Origin of the sequence: Bradyrhizobium sp. 2S1 (assembly GCF_011516625.5) — a bacterium.
In the GTDB taxonomy this organism is placed as follows: Bacteria; Pseudomonadota; Alphaproteobacteria; order Rhizobiales; family Xanthobacteraceae; genus Bradyrhizobium; species Bradyrhizobium septentrionale.
In genome coordinates this window covers 931,391-951,909 of the sequence record NZ_CP147717.1, presented here as the reverse complement: position 1 = coordinate 951,909, position 20,519 = coordinate 931,391, and the positions used below count along the sequence as shown (strand labels likewise).

Genomic DNA, 20,519 nt, shown 5'->3' with positions numbered 1-20,519 from the left:
AAACTCCGTTTCCGCGATGGGCGAAACGGGTGGAGTGGGACGTGTGAGCGAATACTACAAGCAAGAGATCGATCGGCACTTCGCCTGGTTCGAGGCCAAGCTTCCGCGTGGCCCCTCGCGCTTCGTCGCGTGGCTGCGCAAGCCGTCGTCGCGCTATGTGCGGATTCCGTTGGCGTTCCTTTTGATCATCGGCGGCATCTTCAGCTTCCTGCCGGTGCTCGGACTCTGGATGCTGCCGCTCGGACTCCTTTTGTTCGCACAGGATGTGCCGTTCCTGCAGAAACCCACAGCGCAATTGCTCGGCTGGATCGAGCGCAAATGGACCGAGCGCGAGCGGGCCAAAGCTGCCGAAAAACGTTAGCGATGAGTCAAATCAAGCGCTTAGCGCTTCCATTTGCAGTTGTGTCATAGATGAAGTGTGACTCAAAAAGCAGAACGCACCGGTAATCTTGGCCACTTTGCGGATTGCAAGAAGTTTCTTCTTTCGCGAATCAGCGTGCTGATTCATTTTCGCCTCCTGGGGTCAATCTGGAGGCCAAGGTATGAACGTGATTGTTTTCGCTTCGCGTAAGGGGGGCTCGGGGAAAAGTACCCTGGCTGCTCACCTCGCCGCGCAAGTGCACAAGGCAACGAAGCCATGTCTGCTGATCGACGCCGATCCGCAGGGCTCGCTGACTCTCTGGCACAAGCTGCGCGGCACCAACGAGCCCGCGATCAAGACGGCGGTGAATTCGGTCGCCGGGATCATCGCTCAGGCCAAGCGTGACGGCATCGAGTGGGTGTTCATCGATACGCCGCCGAATCTCTCGGCCGTGGTCGACGACTCCATCAAGAACGCCACGATGGTGATCATTCCGGCGCGGCCCGGCGTGTTCGACGTCAACGCGGTGCAGGAAACGATCCAGACCTGCCGCTCGATGCGCAAGCCCTACGCCGTCGTGATCAACGGCGCGCCCGCGCAGCGTGACAACGCCGAAAGCCGGATCGTCGCGATCGCGCGCGAGGCGCTGGCGAAATTCCGCGCTCCGGTGTGGAGCGGCCAGATCACCAACCGCGCCGACCTTCTGATGGCGCTCGGCCAGGGTGAAGGCGCCCGCGAATATTATGCGGAAGGCCGCGCCGCCGCCGAGGTCACTCGGCTGTGGGCCGCGATCGAACGCTCGATCAAGGCGATCCGCGGCACGGCGTCGGCCTCCGGCGCGATGCACAAGCAGGCGGCGTAACAACGCCGCTTCCGTTCGAACTGGAAGAACGCGCGGCTCTCGCGCGTTTTTTGCGCGATCATGCTTGAACAGTGAGATGTCATTCCGGGGCGATGCGTGAGCATCGAACCCGGAATCTCGAGATTCCCCGATGCGCAATTGCGCATCTGAGGTTCATGGTTCGCATGCCCCGGAATGACAGGGCGCTACGCCACCATCAGCAGATAGAATACGATCACAGGCGCCAGGGTCAGGATCACCGACCAGATGCCGACAGCCCATAAAATATCCTCGGTCGTAAAGCCCGGCTCGGCAGCCGGCCTCACGGCAAAACCATTCCTCGAATTCACGACGCCCCCGCGTTGGTCTTAAGCGCAATGCAGAGGCTGATACGCGAGCGGCTTTAAAATCCCGGTCGGAAATTCGCGGGCATTTTCGCGCTTGTGCTACTTCGGATTAACCACGGCTCGCCCGGCAGGCCCCGTCGGGCCGGAGGCGTTGCGCCTCAGTGCATCGCTCCGTCCCGGTCGCGGATCGCGCCGAGATGCTCGTTGATCCGGAACACGATCAGGATGAATTCGGCGGCGATGCGCGAGAACACGATGCCGACGAACATGCTGGCGATCGACGCGAGCAGCTGGATGAAGCCGACGAACGGGCTGATCGCCATCGCGGTGAGGCTCCACAGGATGCCGGAGATCCCGAACAGCACGATGACCGCGATCACGAGCCAGTAGAACGTCTTGATGATCGTGGGCGTGATGAAGCGGTCCCACTGAAACAGATCCTGGAAATCGAACATCATGGCTCTCCCGGCCGCCGAAATATGATTCGCATCGCATCCTACTGCGTCATCCCCGGCGTTAGCACTTCATCCCCGCCGCCTGCGAGGAGGCGCCCATCAGGACGAGGCCTTTGGCCGGGCCAATGGTTCGGGACGGCGCCACAGCGCCGGCCGCACCATCGGGATCGAAACCGCAGAAGCCCAGTCTGTCCCGCCAAAGGCGAGCCCCGGACCGGGCGCCGGCAGTCCAGGGGCGAGCTATGCGAGTGGGCCGGTTGTGATTGCCGCAAATAACGGCCACAATCGGGCTTCCTTCCGGCTTATCCTTACCCCATGACCACGCTCACCTTCGAATGCTTCAAGCCCGGCCATTTCGGCACGTTCGGCCCCCGCCATGTGTCGCGCGAGGAAATCCTTAGCTTCGCCGCCGAATTCGACCCGCAGCCGATGCATCTCGATGAGGAGGCGGCGAAGAAATCCATGCTCCGTGGCCTGTCGGGCTCAGGCTGGCATCTCGGCTCGCTGATGATGCGGATGCTGTTCGACGGCTTCATCGGCCGCACCGCCTCGCTCGGCTCGCCCGGGGTCAACGAGATGCGTTGGGTGGCGCCGTTGCGTCCGGGCGACGATTTGACGCTGGACGTCGACGTGGTCGAGGCGCGCGTCTCGAAGAGCCGGCCCGAGACCGGCATCGTCACCTTCAAAGGCACGATCCGCAACGCGCGCGGCGAGATGCTGTGCGAGATGGAGTCGCCGATCATCATCAGCCGCCGTGACGCTGCGAGCGCATAGGAGAGGTCATGCGCTTTTTTGAAGACATCGAGATCGGCGCGCGCCGCGAGTTCGGCTCCTTCACCTTCACGCCTGAGGACATCAAGCGCTTTGCCGCGCAGTTCGATCCGCAGCGCTTCCATCTCGACGAGGAGGCGGGGCGCAACTCGCTGTTCGGCGGGCTTGCTGCGTCGGGCTGGCATGTCGCCAGCGTCTGCATGAAGCTGCTGGTCGCCGACGGCAAGCAGCTTGCTGCGGAAGCTGCCGCGCGCGGCGAGACGGTCGCGGTCTGGGGACCCTCGCCGGGCTTCCGCGAGCTGCGCTGGATCCGCCCGGTGCTGGCAGGCGACACCATAAGCTTCACCAACCAGATCGAGACCAAGCGCACCTCGGAGAAACGGCCCGAATGGGGCATCCTCCAGGCGCGCAACACCGGCATCAATCAGCGCAATGAGATGGTGTTCTCGTTCCTGGCGACCGCCTTCGTGCCGCGGCGCAATCCCGGTTCCTGATGTTACCCGCACGCCTCTGATGTTACCCGCACGCCTCTGATGTTGCACGGACGCCATGGTTAGCAGATTACTTCTGCTGGCCGACGCAGTTGTGCATTGCGTGGAACTCATTTTTTGCTAACGCATTCTGAACCTTTGTCCCTGCCTTATGGTTTGAGGGCACGAACTCCTGACGAAGACTTTGGGGATGACAATGGCAGATCGCAGCGCGCTGAAACTCGTCGGCATTATCTTCGCGACGGTCACGCTTGTGGTGATGCTGGCGACCGGAATGGTCGTGAAGGGCTTTGCCGACGGCAATTATTCCTTCGAAACCACCGCGAGCATCGATCGCTGATTCAGCGTCCATAGCCCTCGGCGCTCAGGGAGCGCCGGCCGAGTTTATTTTTTCAATGTGATCTATCGGTAGGCTGCGTCACACTTCCCCGGATCAAGCTCGGCTTCTCGTCGAGCGCATTCCAGTCACGCGAAGCGCTTTTAGCGATTCCAGATCAGCACCATCAAGACGGTCGCGGCCGCCAACAGTCCGATAAACCGGATCATGATCGTGCCAATGCCTTGCCGCGGCTGGCGCAGCGGAATCGGATCGGCGTTATCCGGCCGGACGCTCTGCATGAATTGTCTCCAAATGGGCGCCCCACCAGGCGCGGTCCGGACGTCTGCTCCGGATTGGACGCGGGCTCGGCATCTAAAGTTCAAATCAAGTTCTGCAAGAATTGACGTCGCGGAATTTACACCGCGCTGAATAACGAATCGTTCTGCGTTGATATCAGGGCATGAAATACGAAGCCGCCGCCTCCGGTTCGGGGGCGGCGGCTTTCAGTCTTGACGACTGATCCGGATCAGCTGTTGCGCAGGCCGTCGGCGGCGCGCTTCCACTGCGAGACGTTGTCGGCGATCATGCGCGTCGACTTCATCGCGGCCTGGCTGAGCTGGGCATAGCCGGAGATCTCGCGCTGGACGCGCTGGCCCTCGGCATGCAGCAAATCGCGCAGGCTCTCGAGCTCGCCGATCAGCTTCTCGATCTCGGCGAGCGAGGTGCCGGCGACGCGCTGGATCAGCGAGTTGACGTTGTTGACGGTGGCATCGGTGTTCGGATCGGTCGGCGCGGTCTCCGGGCTCGCCACCGGGCGGCGCAGATAGGCGATGTCGTTGCGGACGAAGTCGCGGATGCCGGCTTCGACCTCCGAGACCGCGGCGAGGTTGGTGTCGACCTCGGAAGTCTCCGTTTCGGCTTCCTCGGTACGGTTGGTGGCGTTCATCGGCTTTCCCCTGGTTCGCAATAGCGAAGCGCGGCTTGTCCCCCGCACGACGAATTGATGAAGTTACGGACCTATCAGTGCCGCCGAATTTGACCGCATCTGGGCCAAGTTGGGGCAATGCCTGATCATTAGCGCGACAGGGCTAACAGATCGTTCACCACGTTCGCTTGTAGCCGGCGCTGATGCTCCTGTTGGTCGTGCCCTGGGAGGTCTCGCCGACAGAGCCGGAGACGGTGACGCCGTCGAACAGCTTCTGCTCGGCGCCGATCCGGCGCAGCCATTTGTCGTCGGAGGTCGACTGCGTCTGGCCTGCGGTGATGCTGGTGCCGGAGTCGTTCACCGAGAGGGTTGCCGACTGATCGGTGTCGTAGCTGCGCGACGGGTGGCTGGCGATGCCGGGCACCGGGACCGCGCCCTGCTGGATGACGTTGTAGCCGTTTTGCAGGGTCAGCGAATACTGCTCCGAGAGCGGCACCGACTTGCTCAGGGAGGTGCCGATCTTGCTCTGGTCCGCGCCCGGATCGACCCGTGCCTCGACCGAGGTCTTGTCCCAGATCGAGGCCACGCCGCCCGCCGAGATCGACGCCCAGGCCGAGCCGCCGGATTGCGGCAGGCTGGCGCCATTGGCGAGCCGTTCCGATAATTGCTCGGATGTCGTCATCGTGCCCTGTTTGGCGACCGTCATGTCGGCGCCGATGCGGGTGTCGAGGAACGGCGAGACCGACTGCTTGACCGACACCGCCGACGAGCCGTTGCCGTTGCGGTTGGTGGACCAGGCCGGATCGTTGGCGGCGACGCTGCCGCGCTTGGCCGCGTTCTTCGGCGCCAGGGTGGGCAGGCTGGTGGAGTCGGTGTCGAGCTGGCTCCAGTCGAGCTTGCTCTCGTCGATGTCCTTCAGGATGTCGGCGCCATTGGCATCGGCCGCCGGCGGCGCCTCGTCGGCCGCAGCGCCATCTTGAACGTTATCCTGGGCCGGGGGAGTGATCTGCAAGGGCGGGCTCTGCGCGGCGGCCGCAAGCGCCATCGCCATGCTGAAGCCGGCCGCCGCTACCGGCAGCCGCGCCCAGCCAAATCGTGATGTAGAGGTCATTCCCAGCCCGCAATTCCAGAGCCGCAGTATGCGGTTTTCGTGGTGCGAAATTGTGGCAACGGGCCGCTGGAGGCAAGTGAGAGCGGCGTGATCGCAAGTGACTGCCAATGTGACCGTCAATGTGATCGTCATGTCCGGGACGAGCGCGAGCGCGCCCACAGGGCGTCCCCGTGCGGCCGGTTCGGGGCTGGCAAAACCGGCCGCGTCCCGCCCGGAGAGCCGAACGCGAAGGCGCGCTTCGCGCTTTTGGCCCGGACATGACGAAGGCGTGAAATCGGGGCGGGGTTAGACCGCGATCCGGGGCAAATGGATCGGATAGCCGACGGTCTGCTCGACCAGGTCAAAACTGTCGACCAGCACGCGGAAGCTCGTGAGCTTGCCGGCCTTGAACTGCGCAAAATGCGCGATCCGGAGCGAGATCGGCTTGTTGGAGTCCAGGGCCGTCAGCGAATAGCGCAGCATCGAAGCCGCCGTATCCGCTCCCAGCATGATCGATTCCCGGTCGAAGCGGTGAACCCTGAGGTTCTCACCGATCTGCTTGATTACCTCGAGCACCGCGGCCTTGCCGCGGCGCGAGCCGAAGAAGGAAAACAGATCGATCGGTCCATAGATGGCCCATTCGACCTCGTCATCGAGCAGCGGCTCGACGTCTGCAAGCTGGCGTTCGTTGATCGCGCGATGCAACGCGCGCGAAAAACGCCAGAGGCTGTGCTCTGTCATTTTGGTCTGGTCCTGGAAACTGGAGTTTCAAAGCAAACGAATGGCAGGAGGTCAGCGCCGACGCCCGCCAGGTTGCTGCACATCGCTATTGCTGCCTGAAATAGTCCGGAAGGGCGAAAACGCAAATGACATTTTTGCAATGCACAATTGCGCGGAATTTTACCGGAATGTGACCGCCGCCTGCTGGCGCATCAGGCGGGCCAGTGAGGGACGCACCGGCGGCAGGGTTCCCTCCCCCTTGCGGGGAGGGTTAGGGAGAGGGGTGGCCACTCGGCAATCTCTCTCAAATTGCATCTCAACGATGCGAGGCTGGAATTGCAACATCGACGCTGACGTCGACCGTCTCGCCCGGGACTCACCCCTCTCCCCAACCCTCCCCCGCAAGGGGGGAGGGAGCCTGACGTGCGTGCTCACCTTACGTAACGAGTGAGATTCGCTTTCGCAATTCAGCGGTCGCGCTGCCGCACCGGCTGCCGCTCGATCACGATCTCGGCGTCGCGGATCGCGACCACCGCGAACAGCAGCGCGCCGCCGACGCCGCCGATCGCGGCGCCGAGCGGCATGAAGGTGAAGAACACCAGCGTTCCGCTGTCGAGACCCGAGGTTCTGGCCAGTCCGATCCAGCTGAGCCCGGCGCCGATGCCGAGAGCGGCGCCGCCAAGGGCGCCCAGTGCAAGACCAAGCACAGCGAGCAATGCGATTTTCATGGTGATTTCAGCCCCGACCGCAACAAGCCCAGTGATAGGTCTTTGCCGGGCCTTCGAGGTTCAACGCCGGCGTGCAAAATTGCGTGCCTGACGGCGCCGGGATCTTCTCTGGCTTTCGGGACTACTCCGCGTTCTGGCCGAGCAGCGCCGCGGCGAGATCGCGCTCCAGCACCTGCTGGATCAGGTCGTAGGTGTCGATGATCTCGCGGATCTCGATGATCTTGCCGTCGCGCAGCGTGTAGAACACGGCGACGTCGAACTGCACCACGCGCCGGTTGTGGCGCTTGCGGAAGAACACGCGCAGCTGCGCCGCCACCCGGTCGCCCTGGGCCACTACGATCGGCGCCTCGTAGCGCATCTCGGAATAGCGCTCGTGGATCGTGGTCCACATCTGGCGCAGCGCGGCCTTGCCGCGGTGCTGGCCCATATGGGGCAGGATGTCGATCGGCGCATTGGCGAGAAAGGCGACGTCGTCGCTGCAGTGCTCGAGCGCGCCCTCGATGCCGCCGGCATAATAGACGTCGAGGAAGTTCAGGATGCGTTGCCGGTTCAAATCCTCGCCCATGATCGACTCCGCCGGTTCCATCCGACTCGCCCTCGGCTCACATTGTGAACCGAAGCGTTCCACAATCAACCACATGTTTGACGCGCGAAACGCGATTAGGTTCGGCAACTTGCGCGTGCATTGTGCCGCGGCGGCCGTTATGGCGCGCATCTCATCCGACGGCGTGGCCTTAATCCGACGGCGCGGCCTTGCCGGTCACGAGGTCGATGATGAACCGCTTCTTCTTCTCATAGCCTTCCGGCACGAAGGCCTCGCCGGGCAGCAGGTCGTGGTACAGCTCCTTCGGCTTCGGAAAGCCTTCGCCGCAGGCGGTGCGGATGGTCTCGTCGTCGGCATAGTCGACGTCGACCGCCACGGTGTTCTGGCGCGGGCCGGCGGCGAGGTTGGAGAGGCCGAAATATTTCGGTCCTTCGTTGCACATCACGACGTTGGCGCCATAGGCGCTGACTGCATCCTCGGCCCTCATCAAAAAGTCGGGCGCAATCTCGATGCGCTTGCCGGACTTTTGGGAAAACGCCATCCGCGCCACGGCGCTTTCGAGGATGCCCTGGCCCATGTGACCGACCGCGCAGATCAGCGCATCCTGCCGCTCGTCCTTAGGCGTCACGATGCAGTCATGGCCCTGCGCGCCGGGCAGAAAGCGGATGAAGCGGGCCGCCTTGCCGCTCTGCTCGAACAAGGCGACGCCGCCGAAATCGGTCGCGTGTGGCTCGCACTCGCTTTCATAGTTGACGACAAGCAGCGCATGATCAGCGAGGAAGCGTCCGGCATAGCGCTCCTCGGTCAGCTTGACGTCGCAGGCGCGGCCTTCGCCGTGCGGATAGGATGTTGCCCGCGTGCAGGCCGATCCCTTGATGTTGGCGGCCGCGCAGAATGTCGAAAGCAGGGCGCGGTCTTTGTCCTGTGCGCGGGCGGTGCTCGCGATGACGAGGATCGCCGCGCAAAGTGCCGGCGCGAGGAGGGCAGTCTTCGATTTGCACATGTTTCTGAAACGCGATGTCCGCAATGCGGCGGCATTTAGAGCATGATCTGGAGGAATCCGCAGCGGTTTTTCTGTAGAGACGGGGGGCGGGAACCTGCGGGGCCGCTTCGCCGTTGATGCGGCAGCATTGCATTGGAGCCACATCATGAAATCGATCGTTCTCGCGTCCGTCATTGCCGTCACTGCGCTTGCCGCCACGTCGCCCGCCGACGCCAAGGGCTGCATCAAGGGCGCGATCGTCGGTGGCGTCGCCGGCCACTATGCCGGCCATCACGGCGTACTCGGCGCCGCCGCCGGATGCCTCTACGGCCGCCATCACGCCAAGGAGCAGGCACGCCAGCAACAGCAGCGGCAGGCGCAGCCCTCGCAGCAGGAAAAGCTGTAGAGCACGATCAGTCGTGAAGTCGCGTTTCCGGAACGTGAAGTTACGTTCCGGAACGTGAAGTTACGTTCCGGAACGCAAAGTTACGTTCCGGGAACGCCGCCCGCACCGGCGGCGTTGTCTCGTCGCGTAACGGAGACGATGATGACGAAACCAAAGACTGGAAACATCCAGCCCGTTCCCGCCGACAACCAGAGCCACAAGGGCCCCGGCAGCGCCCCCACCGTTCCCCTCGACACCACCAAGGGCCATCGCGACGACGAGAAGCACAACATCCGCGAGCAGGCCGCGCACGGCAATCTGATCCAGAACACCAGCAACAGGCGGTCGGGGTAGAGCACAGCCGCGCCACACCCTCGGTGTCGTCCTGGCGAAAGCCAGGACCCATAACCACCGTCATATGTTGTGAGCCGGGCCGCGGCCCCGGCGTCGCGCAACAACTCTCATCGTGGCAATGGGTCCTGGCTTTCGCCAGGACGACGATGAGATTCCGATTCACATGTCAAACAGCCTGTACGGTGTCATCACCCGCGTATGCGGGTGATCCAGTATTCCAGAGACGCCGGTGCTTGAGCCGAATGGCCGCGGCGTACTGGATCGCCCGGTCAAGCCGGGCGATGACAGATGTGGTGGGGACGCGCCTTCGCATTCTCGCGACACGAATTGCCCGAGCTTTGCTCTTCGTCTCACCCTCTCTTGCAGAGGGCGCAGGGAAAGCCGGGTGCCGATCGCACCCATGGGCCCCGAGCAATGGGTAGAAAGCTCGGGGGTAGGACCACAGGTGTACCCCGGCGAGACTTGGCTTGTTTGTCACCGCCTTCACAAGACGCAATTGCGTCTTGCAAGGGGACACCGGCCACTAGTACCCAGAATCAGAGCTGAGTGATACGGCGGCCTTTGAAACGGCGTTGACGGACCTTTTTCTTGGTCCAGACGAAGGGCTCGGCTCTGTCGTTGTATGCGTTGACGTAGGCATCGATGTGCTCCTGAAGCTGCGTGAGGCTTGTGAAGGAGGTGCCGCTGAGCGACTGCCCCTGCAAGATCGAAAACCATACCTCGACCTGATTGAGCCAAGACGCACTTGTCGGCGTGAAATGAAATTGCACGTTGGGGTGGGCCTTGAGCCAATGCTCGTTCTTCTTGTGGGTGTTGAGGTTGTCGAGGATGACGTGAAGCTTCCGGTTCGGAAAAGCCGCGGTGACGCTGTTCATGAAGTCGAGAAACTCGACGCGGCGTCGGCGTTTTGAATGCGCCGCGATGATCTTTCCGGTGGCGACTTCGAGCGCCGCAAACAATGTTGTGGTGCCATGCCGCTTGTAATCGTGGCTCTGGCCGGTCAAGGCGCGGCCATTGGGCAACTTCAGATAACCCTGCGCTCGCTCCAAAGCCTGGATCGAGGGCTTCTCGTCCACGCACAGCACAATGGCCTTCGCGGGCGGGGCGACATAGAGGCCGACAACATCGGCGGCTTTGGCCGTAAAGTTCGGGTCGTTGCTCTCACACCAGGACTTACGAGCCGCGAGGTCAATCTTGTGGCTGCGCAGGAACCGCCAGACATATTGGACGTCAACATCGCCCAGCGCCCCGGCCAGCAGGGGCCCGGTCCAGCGTGCGAACCCGTCCGGCGGCGGCTTGTCCAGCAGCTTCAGAATCCGCTTGTCGGTGGCCTTCGTATAGATTGGCTGCTTGCCCGGTCGCGGCTTGTCTTGCAGCCCTTCAAGGCCTTGGTCGGCATAGCGATGCCGCCAAAGGCTGACAATCCGCGGCTGGACCCCAACTTCCTTGGCGATCGACCGAGTGCTGCGTCCATCCGCCGCCAACAGAACTATCCGCGCCCGCTTCAAATCGCGCTGCAACGTCACCGGGGAGCGGCAACACGCCTCAAGCACCTTGCGATCTTTCCTCGAAAGGTGGACTTCTCTTGCTTCGGGTATCATCCCGACCTTGAATCACGACTCACGCTTTAAGAACAGTAGGTACTAGGGCGTCAGGACCACACGACTTCACCGTCCGCTTCGCGTGCTCTCGTCAGCACCACGCTCGGCGTCCACCGCATCCCACGCCGCGTTCGTGACGACCGCGAAGCGCCCCTCGATCGGGTGAGATGGGAGCATTGAACATCTGAGTTGGGTCAGGTGTCAAGTGAAATTCTGAAAAGCCGAACAATTTGCCGAAGCTTGACGGCGCGTAGGAGGATGGTAGAGCGCGGCGAAACCCGTCAAGCCGCACGGTTCGCGCATGCCTTCTGACGCCGCTTTCAAATTGGCGTTCACGGTGCTAGAGCATTTTCCGATCACGTTGCGTCGTAACCAGCCGCGACGAGATAATTTTGGCATTCCTCGGGTGAGAAGCGCTTGAGAGCGTTGGCGATTGCTTGCCAGAGATCGGGCATGGTGCGCGCTGCGGCGGCCCGCAACAGGGCTTTCAGTTTAGAGAAGGCCATTTCGATCGGGTTGAAGTCTGGACTGTAGGGCGGAAGATAGAGCAGGCTTGCTCCGACCGCCCGGATGGCCTCTCGAACGCCATGGACCTTGTGAGCGGGCAAGTTGTCCATGATAACGGTATCGCCCGGCCGCAGCGATGGGGCGAGCAATTGCTCGACGTAGGCCAGGAAAGCGTCGCCATCCATTGGACCGTCCAGAACAAGCGGCGCGATCAGACCGTCGGAGCGCAATCCAGCGGTGAATGTCGTCGTCTTCCAATGTCCGTGTGGGATAGCTGCACGACATCGCTCGCCGCGTGGCGAGCGGCCGTAAAGCCGCGCCATTTTGGTGTTGGCGCTGGTTTCGTCGATGAAGACGAGACGCTCAGGGTCAAGATCGATTTGCCCTTCGAACCACTCCTCACGCGCGGCATTTATATCGCCGCGCCGTTGCTCGGCGGCGTGCGCTGTCTTTTTTTAAGTGTGATCTTTCTGCGCTGGAAAAAACGCCAGAGCGACGCGATGCCAGTCGATATTCCACGACGTTTCAACAGTTCTCGCAACTCGGCGAGCGTGATATCCGGCTTCGCTGTCACTGCCTCCAGAATCAATTGCGAATGCGCTTCGATGCGCTGCGATTTGCGGTCACCGCCCTGGCGTTTAGGAACGATGTCGCCAACTTCCTTGAGGCGACCGCGCCAGCGGATCGCACTGGCCGCGCTGACACCAAAGCGCTCAGCAGCCTGTCGACAGGACATGCCACCGTCAATCGCGGCTATCACCCTTTGACGAAGATCAACCGAAAGCGCCCTGGCCATACATGCTGGCCTCCCTCGCCAGCATGCAGCTTGAATCTGACTCGCGCCGTTTTGGGAATCCCCACCCGATTCATTCCGGTCGGAAAATGCTCTAGCTGAGCGCCGCGGCGATTGGCCGTGTTCGCAGACCAATGGAGGGCATCATGCGCAAGGATCGCGATCTCGAAAACCTCCCCAGCTTTCAGCATCACGCGTAGGCGGCGGAAGTCCTTCCCCTCGGAAAGCTCCTCAGTTCTGACATAGGCAAGAAGTTCGGTCTCTCCCGTTTTACCGCCGTCTAAGATGTGCCGATCCCATGCCAGAAAAAGCGCGGACGCCATCCAACTGGGAGCGCCGGTGTTAATTGTCGCGGTTGCTGTGGGTAGATAGCCAGCAAGCTCAAAAAAATGCCGGTAGTTATTCCGTGACTTTGTTCTGACGTCGCTTTGACCAATCATGCTCGCCGCGATGAAGCCATCCAGCCTTGCCTGACTAAGCGCAGCAGTCTGCCAAGCACCGTTTCGCCACAGAACACGCTTCACAAATTCGCTTGCCCAAAGAGCCGGCCGTGACGGTCCTTTGAGCGGAGGTGTACCCACTCTATTGAGGTGAAATGTGAAAAGCGCTAAGCGATCAAAGTCGCTGCTATGCGGACGCCGGAGAGCTTGGAAAACAAGCTCATCGACCGACATTCGCCCCTTAAGATTGTGTAGAAAAAAATTAACTGGAATTAGGTCGAGCGACGAATCGTTGATGCCCGAACTCTTCCGCCAAACGTCCCGTGGGACTGTCGTCAGCGTCGAGCTGTATCCTGAGCGGATCGCGTCGTGTAGGTTCTTGAAGCCCTTTCCGCCCCATGCGAAGTTCTTGGTGAAGCTACCCGGCCTATGTTTTGGTACGTGCGCCATCTATCCCTGATTGTAGCGAATCGCGTCCAGATCAACGAAGTATCTGAGACCGTCCAAAAATCGTAAAGCCACCTCACTTACTTGAGTAGCGCTTCAATTGGCGGCAATGAAAATTGGGTAACCGAAGCGCCATAGACTCGACGCCTACCGCTTCTTCCACCCACCCCGCTTCCCCGGGGCACCTCCGCTGCTCCGCGGCGCCGGCCCGAACTCCGGCCCCGACTGGCGCGAATCCGTCGGTTGGATGATCCGGCTCGTCGTGCCGAACGGCTTCGCTGGCAGCGCGCCGCTCGGGCGGAAGGGTAGCGATTCCGGGCCGTGCATCTCGTCGAGGTCGGGCTTGTGCACGCGTGAGCCGGACTTGCCGCCGCGGCTTGCCTTGATCGAGGTCTGCGCGGTCTTGTTCTTCAGCGCGGCCACCGGCAGGTTGGCGGCATCGCCGTATTTCCGGGTGCCGGCATAGGCGCCGGCCTGCTTCTGCACGTTGCGCTGCTTGGCGGTGGGGTCGTCGACCACGGCCATTTCGGTGGCGCGCAGCCGCTTGACCTCGTCGCGCAGGCGGGCGGCTTCCTCGAAGTTCAGATCGGCCGCGGCCTCGCGCATCCGTGTTTCGAGGTCGCTGAGCACGGCCTCGAAATTGTGCCCGATCGAGATCACGTCGTCGGCCATGCCGCCGTCGCCGATCTCGACCAGCACGTGGTCGCGCTCGTAGACCGAGTTGAGGATGTCGCCGATCGACTTCTTGACGCTCTCCGGCGTGATGCCGTGGGCCTCGTTGTACTCGACCTGCTTCTCGCGGCGGCGGTTGGTCTCGGCGATGGCGCGCTCCATCGAGCCGGTCATCTGGTCGGCATAGAGGATCACCTTGCCGTCGACATTGCGCGCGGCGCGGCCGATGGTCTGGATCAGCGAGGTCTCGCTGCGCAAAAAACCTTCCTTGTCGGCATCCAGGATCGCGACCAGCGCGCATTCGGGAATGTCGAGGCCCTCGCGCAGCAGGTTGATGCCGACCAGCGCGTCGAACGCGCCGAGGCGCAGATCCCGGATGATCTCGATGCGCTCAATGGTGTCGATATCGCTGTGCATGTAGCGCACGCGGATGCCCTGCTCATGCAGATATTCGGTGAGGTCCTCCGCCATGCGTTTTGTGAGAACCGTGATCAGCGAGCGATAGCCGGCCTGCGCGGTGGCGCGGACCTCGCCGACGAGGTCGTCGACCTGGGTGCGCGCAGGGCGAATATTGACGGGAGGATCAATCAGGCCGGTCGGGCGGATCACCTGCTCGACGAACACGCCGCCGCTTTCGTTCAGCTCCCAGCCGCTCGGCGTCGCCGACACCGCGACCGACTGCGGCCGCATCATGTCCCATTCCTCGAAGCGGAGCGGGCGGTTGTCCATGCAGGAGGGCAGGCGGAAGCCGTATTCGGCCAGCGTCGCCTTGCGGCGGAAGTCGCCGCGGAACATGCCGCCGATCTGCGGCACGGTGACGTGGCTTTCGTCGGCGAACACCAGCGCGTTGTCGGGCACATATTCGAACAGCGTCGGCGGCGGCTCGCCGGGAAGGCGCCCGGTGAGGTAGCGCGAATAATTCTCGATGCCGGCGCAGCTTCCAGTCGCCTCCATCATCTCGAGATCGAAGGTGGTGCGCTGCTCGAGCCGCTGCGCCTCCAAGAGGCGGCCCTGGTCGTTGAGCTGGTCGAGCCGCATCTTCAACTCGCTCTTGATCGACTTGATCGCCTGCACCAGCGTCGGGCGCGGCGTCACATAGTGCGAGTTGGCGTAGATCTTGATGAATTCGAGCTCGTCCTGCTTGTGGCCGGTGAGCGGATCGAACTCCTCGATATTCTCCACGGTGTCGCCGAACAGGTTCACGCGCCAGGCGCGGTCCTCATAGTGCGCCGGGAAGATGTCGATGACGTCGCCGCGGACGCGGAAGGTGCCGCGGGTGAACTCGGCCTGGGTGCGCTTGTATTGCAGCGCCACGAGATCGGCGATCAACTGCCGCTGGTCGATGCGCTCGCCCTTCTTCAGCGCGAACGTCATCGCGGTGTAGGTCTCGACCGAGCCGATACCGTAGATGCAGGAGACAGAAGCGACGATGATGACGTCGTCGCGCTCGAGCAGCGCACGCGTCGCCGAGTGGCGCATGCGGTCGATCTGCTCGTTGATCGAGGAATCCTTCTCGATGTAGGTGTCGGTACGCGGAACGTAGGCTTCCGGCTGGTAGTAATCGTAATAGCTGACGAAATACTCGACGGCGTTGTCGGGGAAGAAGCTCTTGAACTCGCCATAGAGCTGGGCGGCCAGCGTCTTGTTGGGCGCAAGGATGATGGCGGGGCGCTGCGTCGCCTCGATCACCTTGGCCATGGTGTAGGTCTTGCCCGAGCCGGTGACGCCGAGCAGCACCTGGGTGCGGTCGTTACGCTCAATGCCTTCGACCAGCTCCGCAATCGCGGTCGGCTGGTCGCCCCTCGGCTCGTAGGAGGACTTGATCTCGAAGCGCACGCCGCCTTCGGATTTCTCCGGGCGCGGCGGGCGGTGCGGGGTCCATACCCGCGTCAAGCCGTCGTCCTTGCGGAATTCCGGACGGCCGTCGCGGATCAAATTCTCCAGCGCGTCGGCGGTGGCCTTGACGCCGAGCGCCTCCATCTTGCTGCGCGGCGGCCGCGCCAGCGCCTCGTCGTCATCCTCGGCGGTCGGCAGGCCGAGCTGCCGCGCCAGCTCCGGATCGAGGGTCGGGATGGTGGCCGAGGTGCCGTAATTGGCCTGCGGGGCCTCGCCGAGGCCTGTCGTATCGCGCCTCGCCACGTCTTCGCCGGTCTCGCGCGTCGAGGCCCGCGCGCGATGCGCGGCGGCCTCGCCGCCGGCGCGGCGGTCCCGGGAATTGTCCGGCGGCGGCTGCAGGCCGGTGCCCGAGCCCATGCCGGCATCGCCGCGATTGATCGCGGGATTGAGCAGCTCAGCCAGCGCCGGCCCGATCGGTTGGACGTCGGGCCGGTGCGCCTTGGATTTGGGGGATTTGCCGGGCTTTTTCGGAGTGTTCGGTGTCTTCGCCATACGCCGAATATGGGGCGAGTCCGGCAGCGAGAAAAGGGCAAAGGGCGCGCGGATTGGCGTGTTGGCGAGGCTGCTGACAGCAGGGTGTCAGCAGGGCCTCAGTCCGTGATGCCGCCGCATCGGAACTCGGCTGCCTCTCCCGCTTGCGGGGGAGGTGCACAGCGTGCGTGGCGAGAGTTGGTGGGCCTCAGGCCCGCGGCCGGTCGACGATGTCGAGATGGATTCCGCCGCAGCCGTCGCAGCGCATGGTCCAGTAGTCGGCGGCGCGGCCGGGAATGACCCGCAGCAGCGACAGCGGCGCGGCGCATTCCGGGCAGCTGGTTCTGACCTGCGCCGGCCAGACCGGATCCGGCTCGCATTGCGGGACGACGGCGACCACCACGTTACCGGTCACGCCGATACCTCGGCCACCGGCAGTGTCATGCCAGACCGCTGTGGGAACCGGTCGATAGTTTTCTTCGCGTCGGCGATCGCCGCATCCGGATCGGACCACGCAAAGCCGATGTCGAGCATCGGAAACAGAATGCCATCGATGACGACCGGCCTTTGATCGATCCGTTGAATCCTGGCGTGCCATTGCCCCTTCCCCACCTCAAACGACTTGATCTCAAAACCGCTGTAAATCATTGCGCGACCTCGGGATGCCCTGCTCAAGGGAAACACGGGCGCGCGGGGGTAAATGTGAAGCAGATCACAAGCCGCCGGGTTTATTTGTGCGGAGCAATGGAACCCGGATTCCAGCTTTCGTTTTTGACGTTTTCTTCGCGCGAGCCGATACCCAATTCGCTCGAAAATGCGCTAGGTGGTGTGGACTCTAAGGATTCCCTTTTAGGAGCAAATCAGATTCAAGGCTGCTTTTGGGGAGGCCGCCTTGGGTGTGATGGACCGTTTGGTATTGAGCGACGCGGCGTGGGAGCGGATAGCGCCGCTGATCATAGGGCGCCCCGATCAGAAGGGCTCCACCGGGCGCGACAACCGGATGTTCGTGGAAGGTGTGCTGTGGATCGTGCGTACGGGGTCTCCCTGGCGCGATCTTCCGGAGGTGTTTGGGGACTGGAACAGCGTGTTCCGGCGCTTCAGTCGATGGAGCATCAAGGGTGTTTGGTGGCGGATCTTCGAGGCGATGTCCGATGATCCGGACTTCGAATATCTGATCGTCGATTCCACCATCGTTCGGGCGCATCAGCACGCCGCCGGCGCCAAAAAGGGGGGTCTGAAGATCAAGCGGAAGATCAAGCGATCGGCCGCTCGCGCGGCGGCCTGAGCACCAAGATACATATGGCCGTTCGAGGCTTGGGATGTCCGGTGCGGTTCACGCTCACCGCAGGTCAGAAGGGCGATGCACCGCAAGCCGCCGCATTGATCGAAGGCTTATCCGCCGAGGTCGTCATGGCCGATACGGCCTATGACGCCGATCACTTGCGCCAAGCCATCGCCGCCAAAGGCGCGCTCGCCGTGATCCCCAACAACCCGTCACGCGCGCTCAAATATCCACTCGACAAGCATTTCTATGCCCAGCGTCATCTCGTCGAATGCTGCTTCTCAAAGCTCAAGCAGTTCCGCCGCGTCGCAACCCGCTTCGAAAAAACGGCCCGGAACTACCGGGCCGTCGTCACTCTCGCAGCCATCGTTCTATGGATGCGCTAGTGTCCACACCACCTAGAGCGCGATGACTTTTCTTCGAATCGTCATCCCGCTCTAGCTCTTTGATTTGAGCATGATCTTACCGGAAAACCGCCCCACACTTTTCCGGATCATGCTCTAGCCGCGAGCAGCGATGTGGTCGGCGAGATCGGCGGCATCGTCGCCGACGCCGGACAGGAACGAGGATTTCATCCGCGACAGCCATTGCAGGCCGAGGAAGTAGAGGCCGGGCACGTCGGAGACGCCGTGGCGGTGTCGGGGTGCTCCGTTGGCATCCAGCACCGGTATATCGATCCAGCCGAGATCGAGGCCGTAGCCGGTGGCCCAGATCACGGCGGTGATGCCCTCGCTGCGCAGGTCGAGTTCGCGCAGCGGCGTCGTGAGGCAGGCCGGGTCGGGCAGGCGGGCGCGGGCGGCCGGATCGTGCGGACAATCGAGCCCGCGCGCGGCGATGAAGTCGTCGACCATGGCGAGGAACGTCGCGTAATAGGCGTCGCCATTGCCGATGTTCTCGGCAAGGTCGGGCGCGATCGTGATGACGCCGCCGCGATAGGCGCTGACGCGGCCAAGCAGCGTGATGCCCTCGGCCGCGAAGCGGCGGAAGTCGACGGTGTGGCCGCCATGGGCGCCCGAGATCACCGGCAGCAGGCGCGACGGGCCGCGTTCCTCGACCGGCCGCTGGTCGATGCCCATCTCGGCGAGCCACCAGATCAGGTCGCGGCCGCGATAGCGGCGCGGCAGCCGGCTGTGCTGTCCGACCGAGAGCAGGACGCGGCGGCCGGCGCGCGCGAGCTCTTCGGCGATCTGCGCGCCGGAGGCGCCGGCCCCGATCACCAGCACGGCGCCGTCAGGCAATTGCGCGGGATTTTTGTAACCGCTGGCGTGAACCTGGAAGATATCGGCGTCGCGCAGGATGTCCGGCTGCAACGGCCGCTGATAGGGGCCGGTGGCGACGACGGCCGGCAACTTCGCCATGATGTTCGCCAACAAGATCACGGTGGAGTGCCCATGACGCCGATCGTCTCCCGCGTGACCCGCGGCCTCGCCGTCTCCGCTGCCGTGCTGGCGGCATTGGCGCTCCTCGATGGTGCGGTTCATGCGCTGCTGGCGCAAAATCCGTTCGGTGCGCCGCGTGCGGCGGAGCCGCAGGGCGGGCTGATCGGCTGGCTGCTGGCCAAGCAGTCGGAGTTTTATCGCGAGATATCGCAGACCATCCGCGCCGCGAAATCCGACGGTTCGGCGGTCTGGACGCTGCTTGCGATCTCGTTTGCCTACGGGATCTTCCATGCCGCCGGCCCCGGTCATGGCAAGGCGGTGATCTCCTCCTACATGGTCGCCAATCGCGAGACTGCGCGACGGGGCATCGTGCTGTCGTTCGCCTCGGCGCTGATGCAGTCGCTGGTCGCCGTTCTCATCGTTGGCGTCTGCGCCTGGTTGCTCAATGCGACGGCGAAGACCATGTGCGGGGCGGAGAAGGGGATCGAGATCGCAAGCTACGCGCTGATCGCGGCGTTCGGCGCCCGGCTGGTCTGGGTCAAGGGCGGCGGCTTCTTCCGCGCGCTGCAGGTGCCGCGCCCGGCGCTGGCGATGGCCGGCGCGCATCAGCACGATCACCATGACCACGACCATGGCCATGATCACCATCATCGTCACGCCCAAGACCATGCTCATGACGATCACGGCCATCATCACCACGATCACCATCACGGTCACGATCATGATCATGACGCGCAGCATGTCCATGACGAGCATTGCGGCCATTCGCACGGGCCGACGCCGGCCGAGCTCGCCGGTCCCGGCGGCTGGCGGCGCGGCCTCGGCGCGATCCTCACGGTCGGGATCCGGCCCTGCTCGGGTGCGATCCTGGTGCTGGTGTTCGCGCTGGCGCAGGGCCTGTTCTGGGCCGGCATTGCCGCGACCTTCGTGATGGGGCTCGGCACCGCCATCACCGTGGCCGCGATCGCGCTGGTCGCGGTGTCGGCGCGCGGCCTGGCGGAGCGGCTGAGCGCGGCGCGCGACGGCGGCGGCATGGTCATCATGCGCGGCCTGGAATTCGCCGCCGCAGCTCTGGTGCTGCTGTTCGGGCTCGGGCTCTTGTTCGGCTACGTCGCAGCCGAGCGGGCGACGTGCCTTTAGGGCTCTAACTCCAAGTGATCCGTCATCCTGAGGAGCCTGCGCAGCAGGCATCTCGAAGGATCGACGGCCACCGGCCGGGCCGTGCATCCTTCGAGACGCGCGCAAGAGCGCGCTCCTCAGGATGACGGGAAGGAGACGGAATTCAGGCTCAGCTCGTCAGGTATCCCCGGATCGCGGGCAGGAAGAAGATCGCGATGTTGATCGCGAAGCCGATGCTCCAGAGGATCGAGCGCAGAGTCGGGCGGTTGCCGATATAGGTGAAGACGTAGGCGATCCGCACGATCAGGAATAGCACCGCGAGCTCGTCGATCAGCCGCAGCGGGCCGACGCGGAATTCGGCGAGCAGCACGGCGAATGCGAAGAACGGGAAGGCCTCGATGCCGTTCTGGTGGGCGCCGAGCGCCCGCGCGCGGATCGGGTCGTCGTAGAAGTCGGGATCGCGCGGCTTCGAATTGTCGAACCCGCGGATGCCGGCCCATTTCACCGATACGATCGTCAGGAGCGAAAGCATCAGCGTCCCGAAGACGCACCATTCGGCGATCGTCATGGTTCCTCCCCATATTCCGGACGGGAGCGTA

25 protein-coding genes and 1 pseudogene are annotated in these 20,519 nt (G+C 63.2%); 9 read left to right on the top strand and 17 right to left on the bottom strand.

Annotated elements, in window-relative coordinates:
- Positions 1-16 precede the first annotated feature (16 nt).
- Positions 17-361 carry a hypothetical protein gene (locus HAP54_RS04560; RefSeq protein ID WP_166214047.1) on the top strand — a complete coding sequence of 115 codons (345 nt, stop codon included), beginning with the start codon at positions 17-19 and terminating at the stop codon, positions 359-361.
- A 181-nt stretch (positions 362-542) separates the two neighbouring features.
- The gene (locus HAP54_RS04555; protein ID WP_029083498.1) at positions 543-1,223 is read left to right on the top strand and encodes a ParA family protein; all 681 of its coding nucleotides are present in this window, start codon (positions 543-545) and stop codon (positions 1,221-1,223) included.
- A gap of 185 nt (positions 1,224-1,408) precedes the next feature.
- Here HAP54_RS04555 and HAP54_RS04550 read toward each other — a convergent pair whose 3' ends face one another.
- The gene (locus HAP54_RS04550; RefSeq protein WP_165127734.1) at positions 1,409-1,552 is read right to left on the bottom strand and encodes a hypothetical protein; all 144 of its coding nucleotides are present in this window, start codon (positions 1,550-1,552) and stop codon (positions 1,409-1,411) included.
- A gap of 155 nt (positions 1,553-1,707) precedes the next feature.
- Entirely contained in the window at positions 1,708-2,004 is a 297-nt protein-coding gene (locus HAP54_RS04545) for a DUF4282 domain-containing protein (protein ID WP_029083497.1), read from the bottom strand.
- A gap of 315 nt (positions 2,005-2,319) precedes the next feature.
- On the opposite strand from HAP54_RS04545, the gene HAP54_RS04540 reads away from it, so the two are divergent.
- From HAP54_RS04540 to HAP54_RS04530, 3 genes are all read left to right on the top strand, one after another.
- Positions 2,320-2,778, top strand: a complete 459-nt coding sequence (locus tag HAP54_RS04540; RefSeq protein ID WP_166298901.1) for a MaoC family dehydratase — start codon at positions 2,320-2,322, stop codon at positions 2,776-2,778.
- An 8-nt stretch (positions 2,779-2,786) separates the two neighbouring features.
- Positions 2,787-3,269, top strand: coding sequence for a MaoC family dehydratase (locus HAP54_RS04535; protein ID WP_166298900.1), 483 nt, complete (start codon positions 2,787-2,789; stop codon positions 3,267-3,269).
- Between the two features lie 193 nt (positions 3,270-3,462).
- A complete protein-coding gene (locus HAP54_RS04530; protein WP_224741373.1) occupies positions 3,463-3,606 on the top strand; it encodes a hypothetical protein in 144 nt (47 codons plus the stop codon).
- A 140-nt stretch (positions 3,607-3,746) separates the two neighbouring features.
- On the opposite strand, the gene HAP54_RS04525 is transcribed toward HAP54_RS04530, so the two are convergent.
- The 7 genes from HAP54_RS04525 to HAP54_RS04495 form a co-directional block, all read right to left on the bottom strand.
- Positions 3,747-3,884: a hypothetical protein gene (locus HAP54_RS04525; protein WP_166298899.1), complete on the bottom strand. Its 138-nt coding sequence runs from the start codon at positions 3,882-3,884 to the stop codon at positions 3,747-3,749.
- Between the two features lie 227 nt (positions 3,885-4,111).
- Positions 4,112-4,531, bottom strand: a complete 420-nt coding sequence (locus tag HAP54_RS04520) for a hypothetical protein (protein ID WP_029083494.1) — start codon at positions 4,529-4,531, stop codon at positions 4,112-4,114.
- A 154-nt stretch (positions 4,532-4,685) separates the two neighbouring features.
- Positions 4,686-5,621, bottom strand: coding sequence for a hypothetical protein (locus tag HAP54_RS04515; protein ID WP_166298898.1), 936 nt, complete (start codon positions 5,619-5,621; stop codon positions 4,686-4,688).
- 285 nt (positions 5,622-5,906) lie between these two features.
- Entirely contained in the window at positions 5,907-6,341 is a 435-nt protein-coding gene (locus HAP54_RS04510; protein ID WP_029083492.1) for a nuclear transport factor 2 family protein, read from the bottom strand.
- Positions 6,342-6,787: 446 nt separating this feature from the next.
- Positions 6,788-7,048 carry a hypothetical protein gene (locus tag HAP54_RS04505; RefSeq protein ID WP_166298897.1) on the bottom strand — a complete coding sequence of 87 codons (261 nt, stop codon included), beginning with the start codon at positions 7,046-7,048 and terminating at the stop codon, positions 6,788-6,790.
- Positions 7,049-7,169: 121 nt separating this feature from the next.
- Positions 7,170-7,613 carry a nuclear transport factor 2 family protein gene (locus HAP54_RS04500; protein WP_166307424.1) on the bottom strand — a complete coding sequence of 148 codons (444 nt, stop codon included), beginning with the start codon at positions 7,611-7,613 and terminating at the stop codon, positions 7,170-7,172.
- A 169-nt stretch (positions 7,614-7,782) separates the two neighbouring features.
- A complete protein-coding gene (locus HAP54_RS04495) occupies positions 7,783-8,595 on the bottom strand; it encodes a hypothetical protein (RefSeq protein WP_166298896.1) in 813 nt (270 codons plus the stop codon).
- Between the two features lie 145 nt (positions 8,596-8,740).
- Between HAP54_RS04495 and HAP54_RS04490 the strand changes: the two genes are divergently transcribed.
- On the top strand, positions 8,741-8,980 hold the full coding sequence (locus HAP54_RS04490; RefSeq protein WP_166298895.1) for a hypothetical protein: 240 nt from the start codon (positions 8,741-8,743) through the stop codon (positions 8,978-8,980).
- 141 nt (positions 8,981-9,121) lie between these two features.
- Positions 9,122-9,313, top strand: coding sequence for a hypothetical protein (locus HAP54_RS04485; protein ID WP_224741374.1), 192 nt, complete (start codon positions 9,122-9,124; stop codon positions 9,311-9,313).
- Between the two features lie 536 nt (positions 9,314-9,849).
- Here the strand turns inward: HAP54_RS04485 and HAP54_RS04480 are convergent.
- The 6 genes from HAP54_RS04480 to HAP54_RS04455 form a co-directional block, all read right to left on the bottom strand.
- On the bottom strand, positions 9,850-10,914 hold the full coding sequence (locus tag HAP54_RS04480; RefSeq protein WP_166204319.1) for an IS630 family transposase: 1,065 nt from the start codon (positions 10,912-10,914) through the stop codon (positions 9,850-9,852).
- A 356-nt stretch (positions 10,915-11,270) separates the two neighbouring features.
- Positions 11,271-12,217 (bottom strand): IS630 family transposase gene (locus HAP54_RS04475; protein WP_166293531.1). Its coding sequence is split into 2 segments (ribosomal slippage): positions 11,271-11,878 and positions 11,878-12,217, totalling 948 coding nucleotides; the frame shifts between segments, so codons are not numbered across the junction.
- Entirely contained in the window at positions 12,178-13,104 is a 927-nt protein-coding gene (locus HAP54_RS04470; RefSeq protein ID WP_166298893.1) for a hypothetical protein, read from the bottom strand. Before HAP54_RS04470 ends, HAP54_RS04475 begins: the two co-directional genes overlap by 40 nt.
- 144 nt (positions 13,105-13,248) lie before the next feature.
- On the bottom strand, positions 13,249-16,161 hold the full coding sequence (gene uvrB / locus HAP54_RS04465; RefSeq protein ID WP_166298892.1) for an excinuclease ABC subunit UvrB: 2,913 nt from the start codon (positions 16,159-16,161) through the stop codon (positions 13,249-13,251).
- A 187-nt stretch (positions 16,162-16,348) separates the two neighbouring features.
- Positions 16,349-16,555, bottom strand: coding sequence for a hypothetical protein (locus HAP54_RS04460; RefSeq protein ID WP_249817996.1), 207 nt, complete (start codon positions 16,553-16,555; stop codon positions 16,349-16,351).
- On the bottom strand, positions 16,552-16,788 hold the full coding sequence (locus HAP54_RS04455; RefSeq protein WP_166298891.1) for a hypothetical protein: 237 nt from the start codon (positions 16,786-16,788) through the stop codon (positions 16,552-16,554). The genes HAP54_RS04460 and HAP54_RS04455 overlap by 4 nt, the downstream gene beginning before the upstream one ends.
- Before the next feature lie 253 nt (positions 16,789-17,041).
- On the opposite strand from HAP54_RS04455, the pseudogene HAP54_RS04450 reads away from it, so the two are divergent.
- Positions 17,042-17,808: pseudogene (locus HAP54_RS04450) on the top strand (IS5 family transposase).
- 114 nt (positions 17,809-17,922) lie between these two features.
- Here HAP54_RS04450 and HAP54_RS04445 read toward each other — a convergent pair.
- Positions 17,923-18,780, bottom strand: coding sequence for an NAD(P)-binding domain-containing protein (locus HAP54_RS04445; protein ID WP_224741375.1), 858 nt, complete (start codon positions 18,778-18,780; stop codon positions 17,923-17,925).
- A 33-nt stretch (positions 18,781-18,813) separates the two neighbouring features.
- Here HAP54_RS04445 and HAP54_RS04440 point away from each other — a divergent pair, with 33 nt between their 5' ends.
- On the top strand, positions 18,814-19,941 hold the full coding sequence (locus tag HAP54_RS04440) for a nickel/cobalt transporter (RefSeq protein WP_175619362.1): 1,128 nt from the start codon (positions 18,814-18,816) through the stop codon (positions 19,939-19,941).
- Positions 19,942-20,089: 148 nt separating this feature from the next.
- On the opposite strand, the gene HAP54_RS04435 is transcribed toward HAP54_RS04440, so the two are convergent.
- A complete protein-coding gene (locus tag HAP54_RS04435) occupies positions 20,090-20,488 on the bottom strand; it encodes an MAPEG family protein (protein WP_029077534.1) in 399 nt (132 codons plus the stop codon).
- Positions 20,489-20,519: the final 31 nt, after the last annotated feature.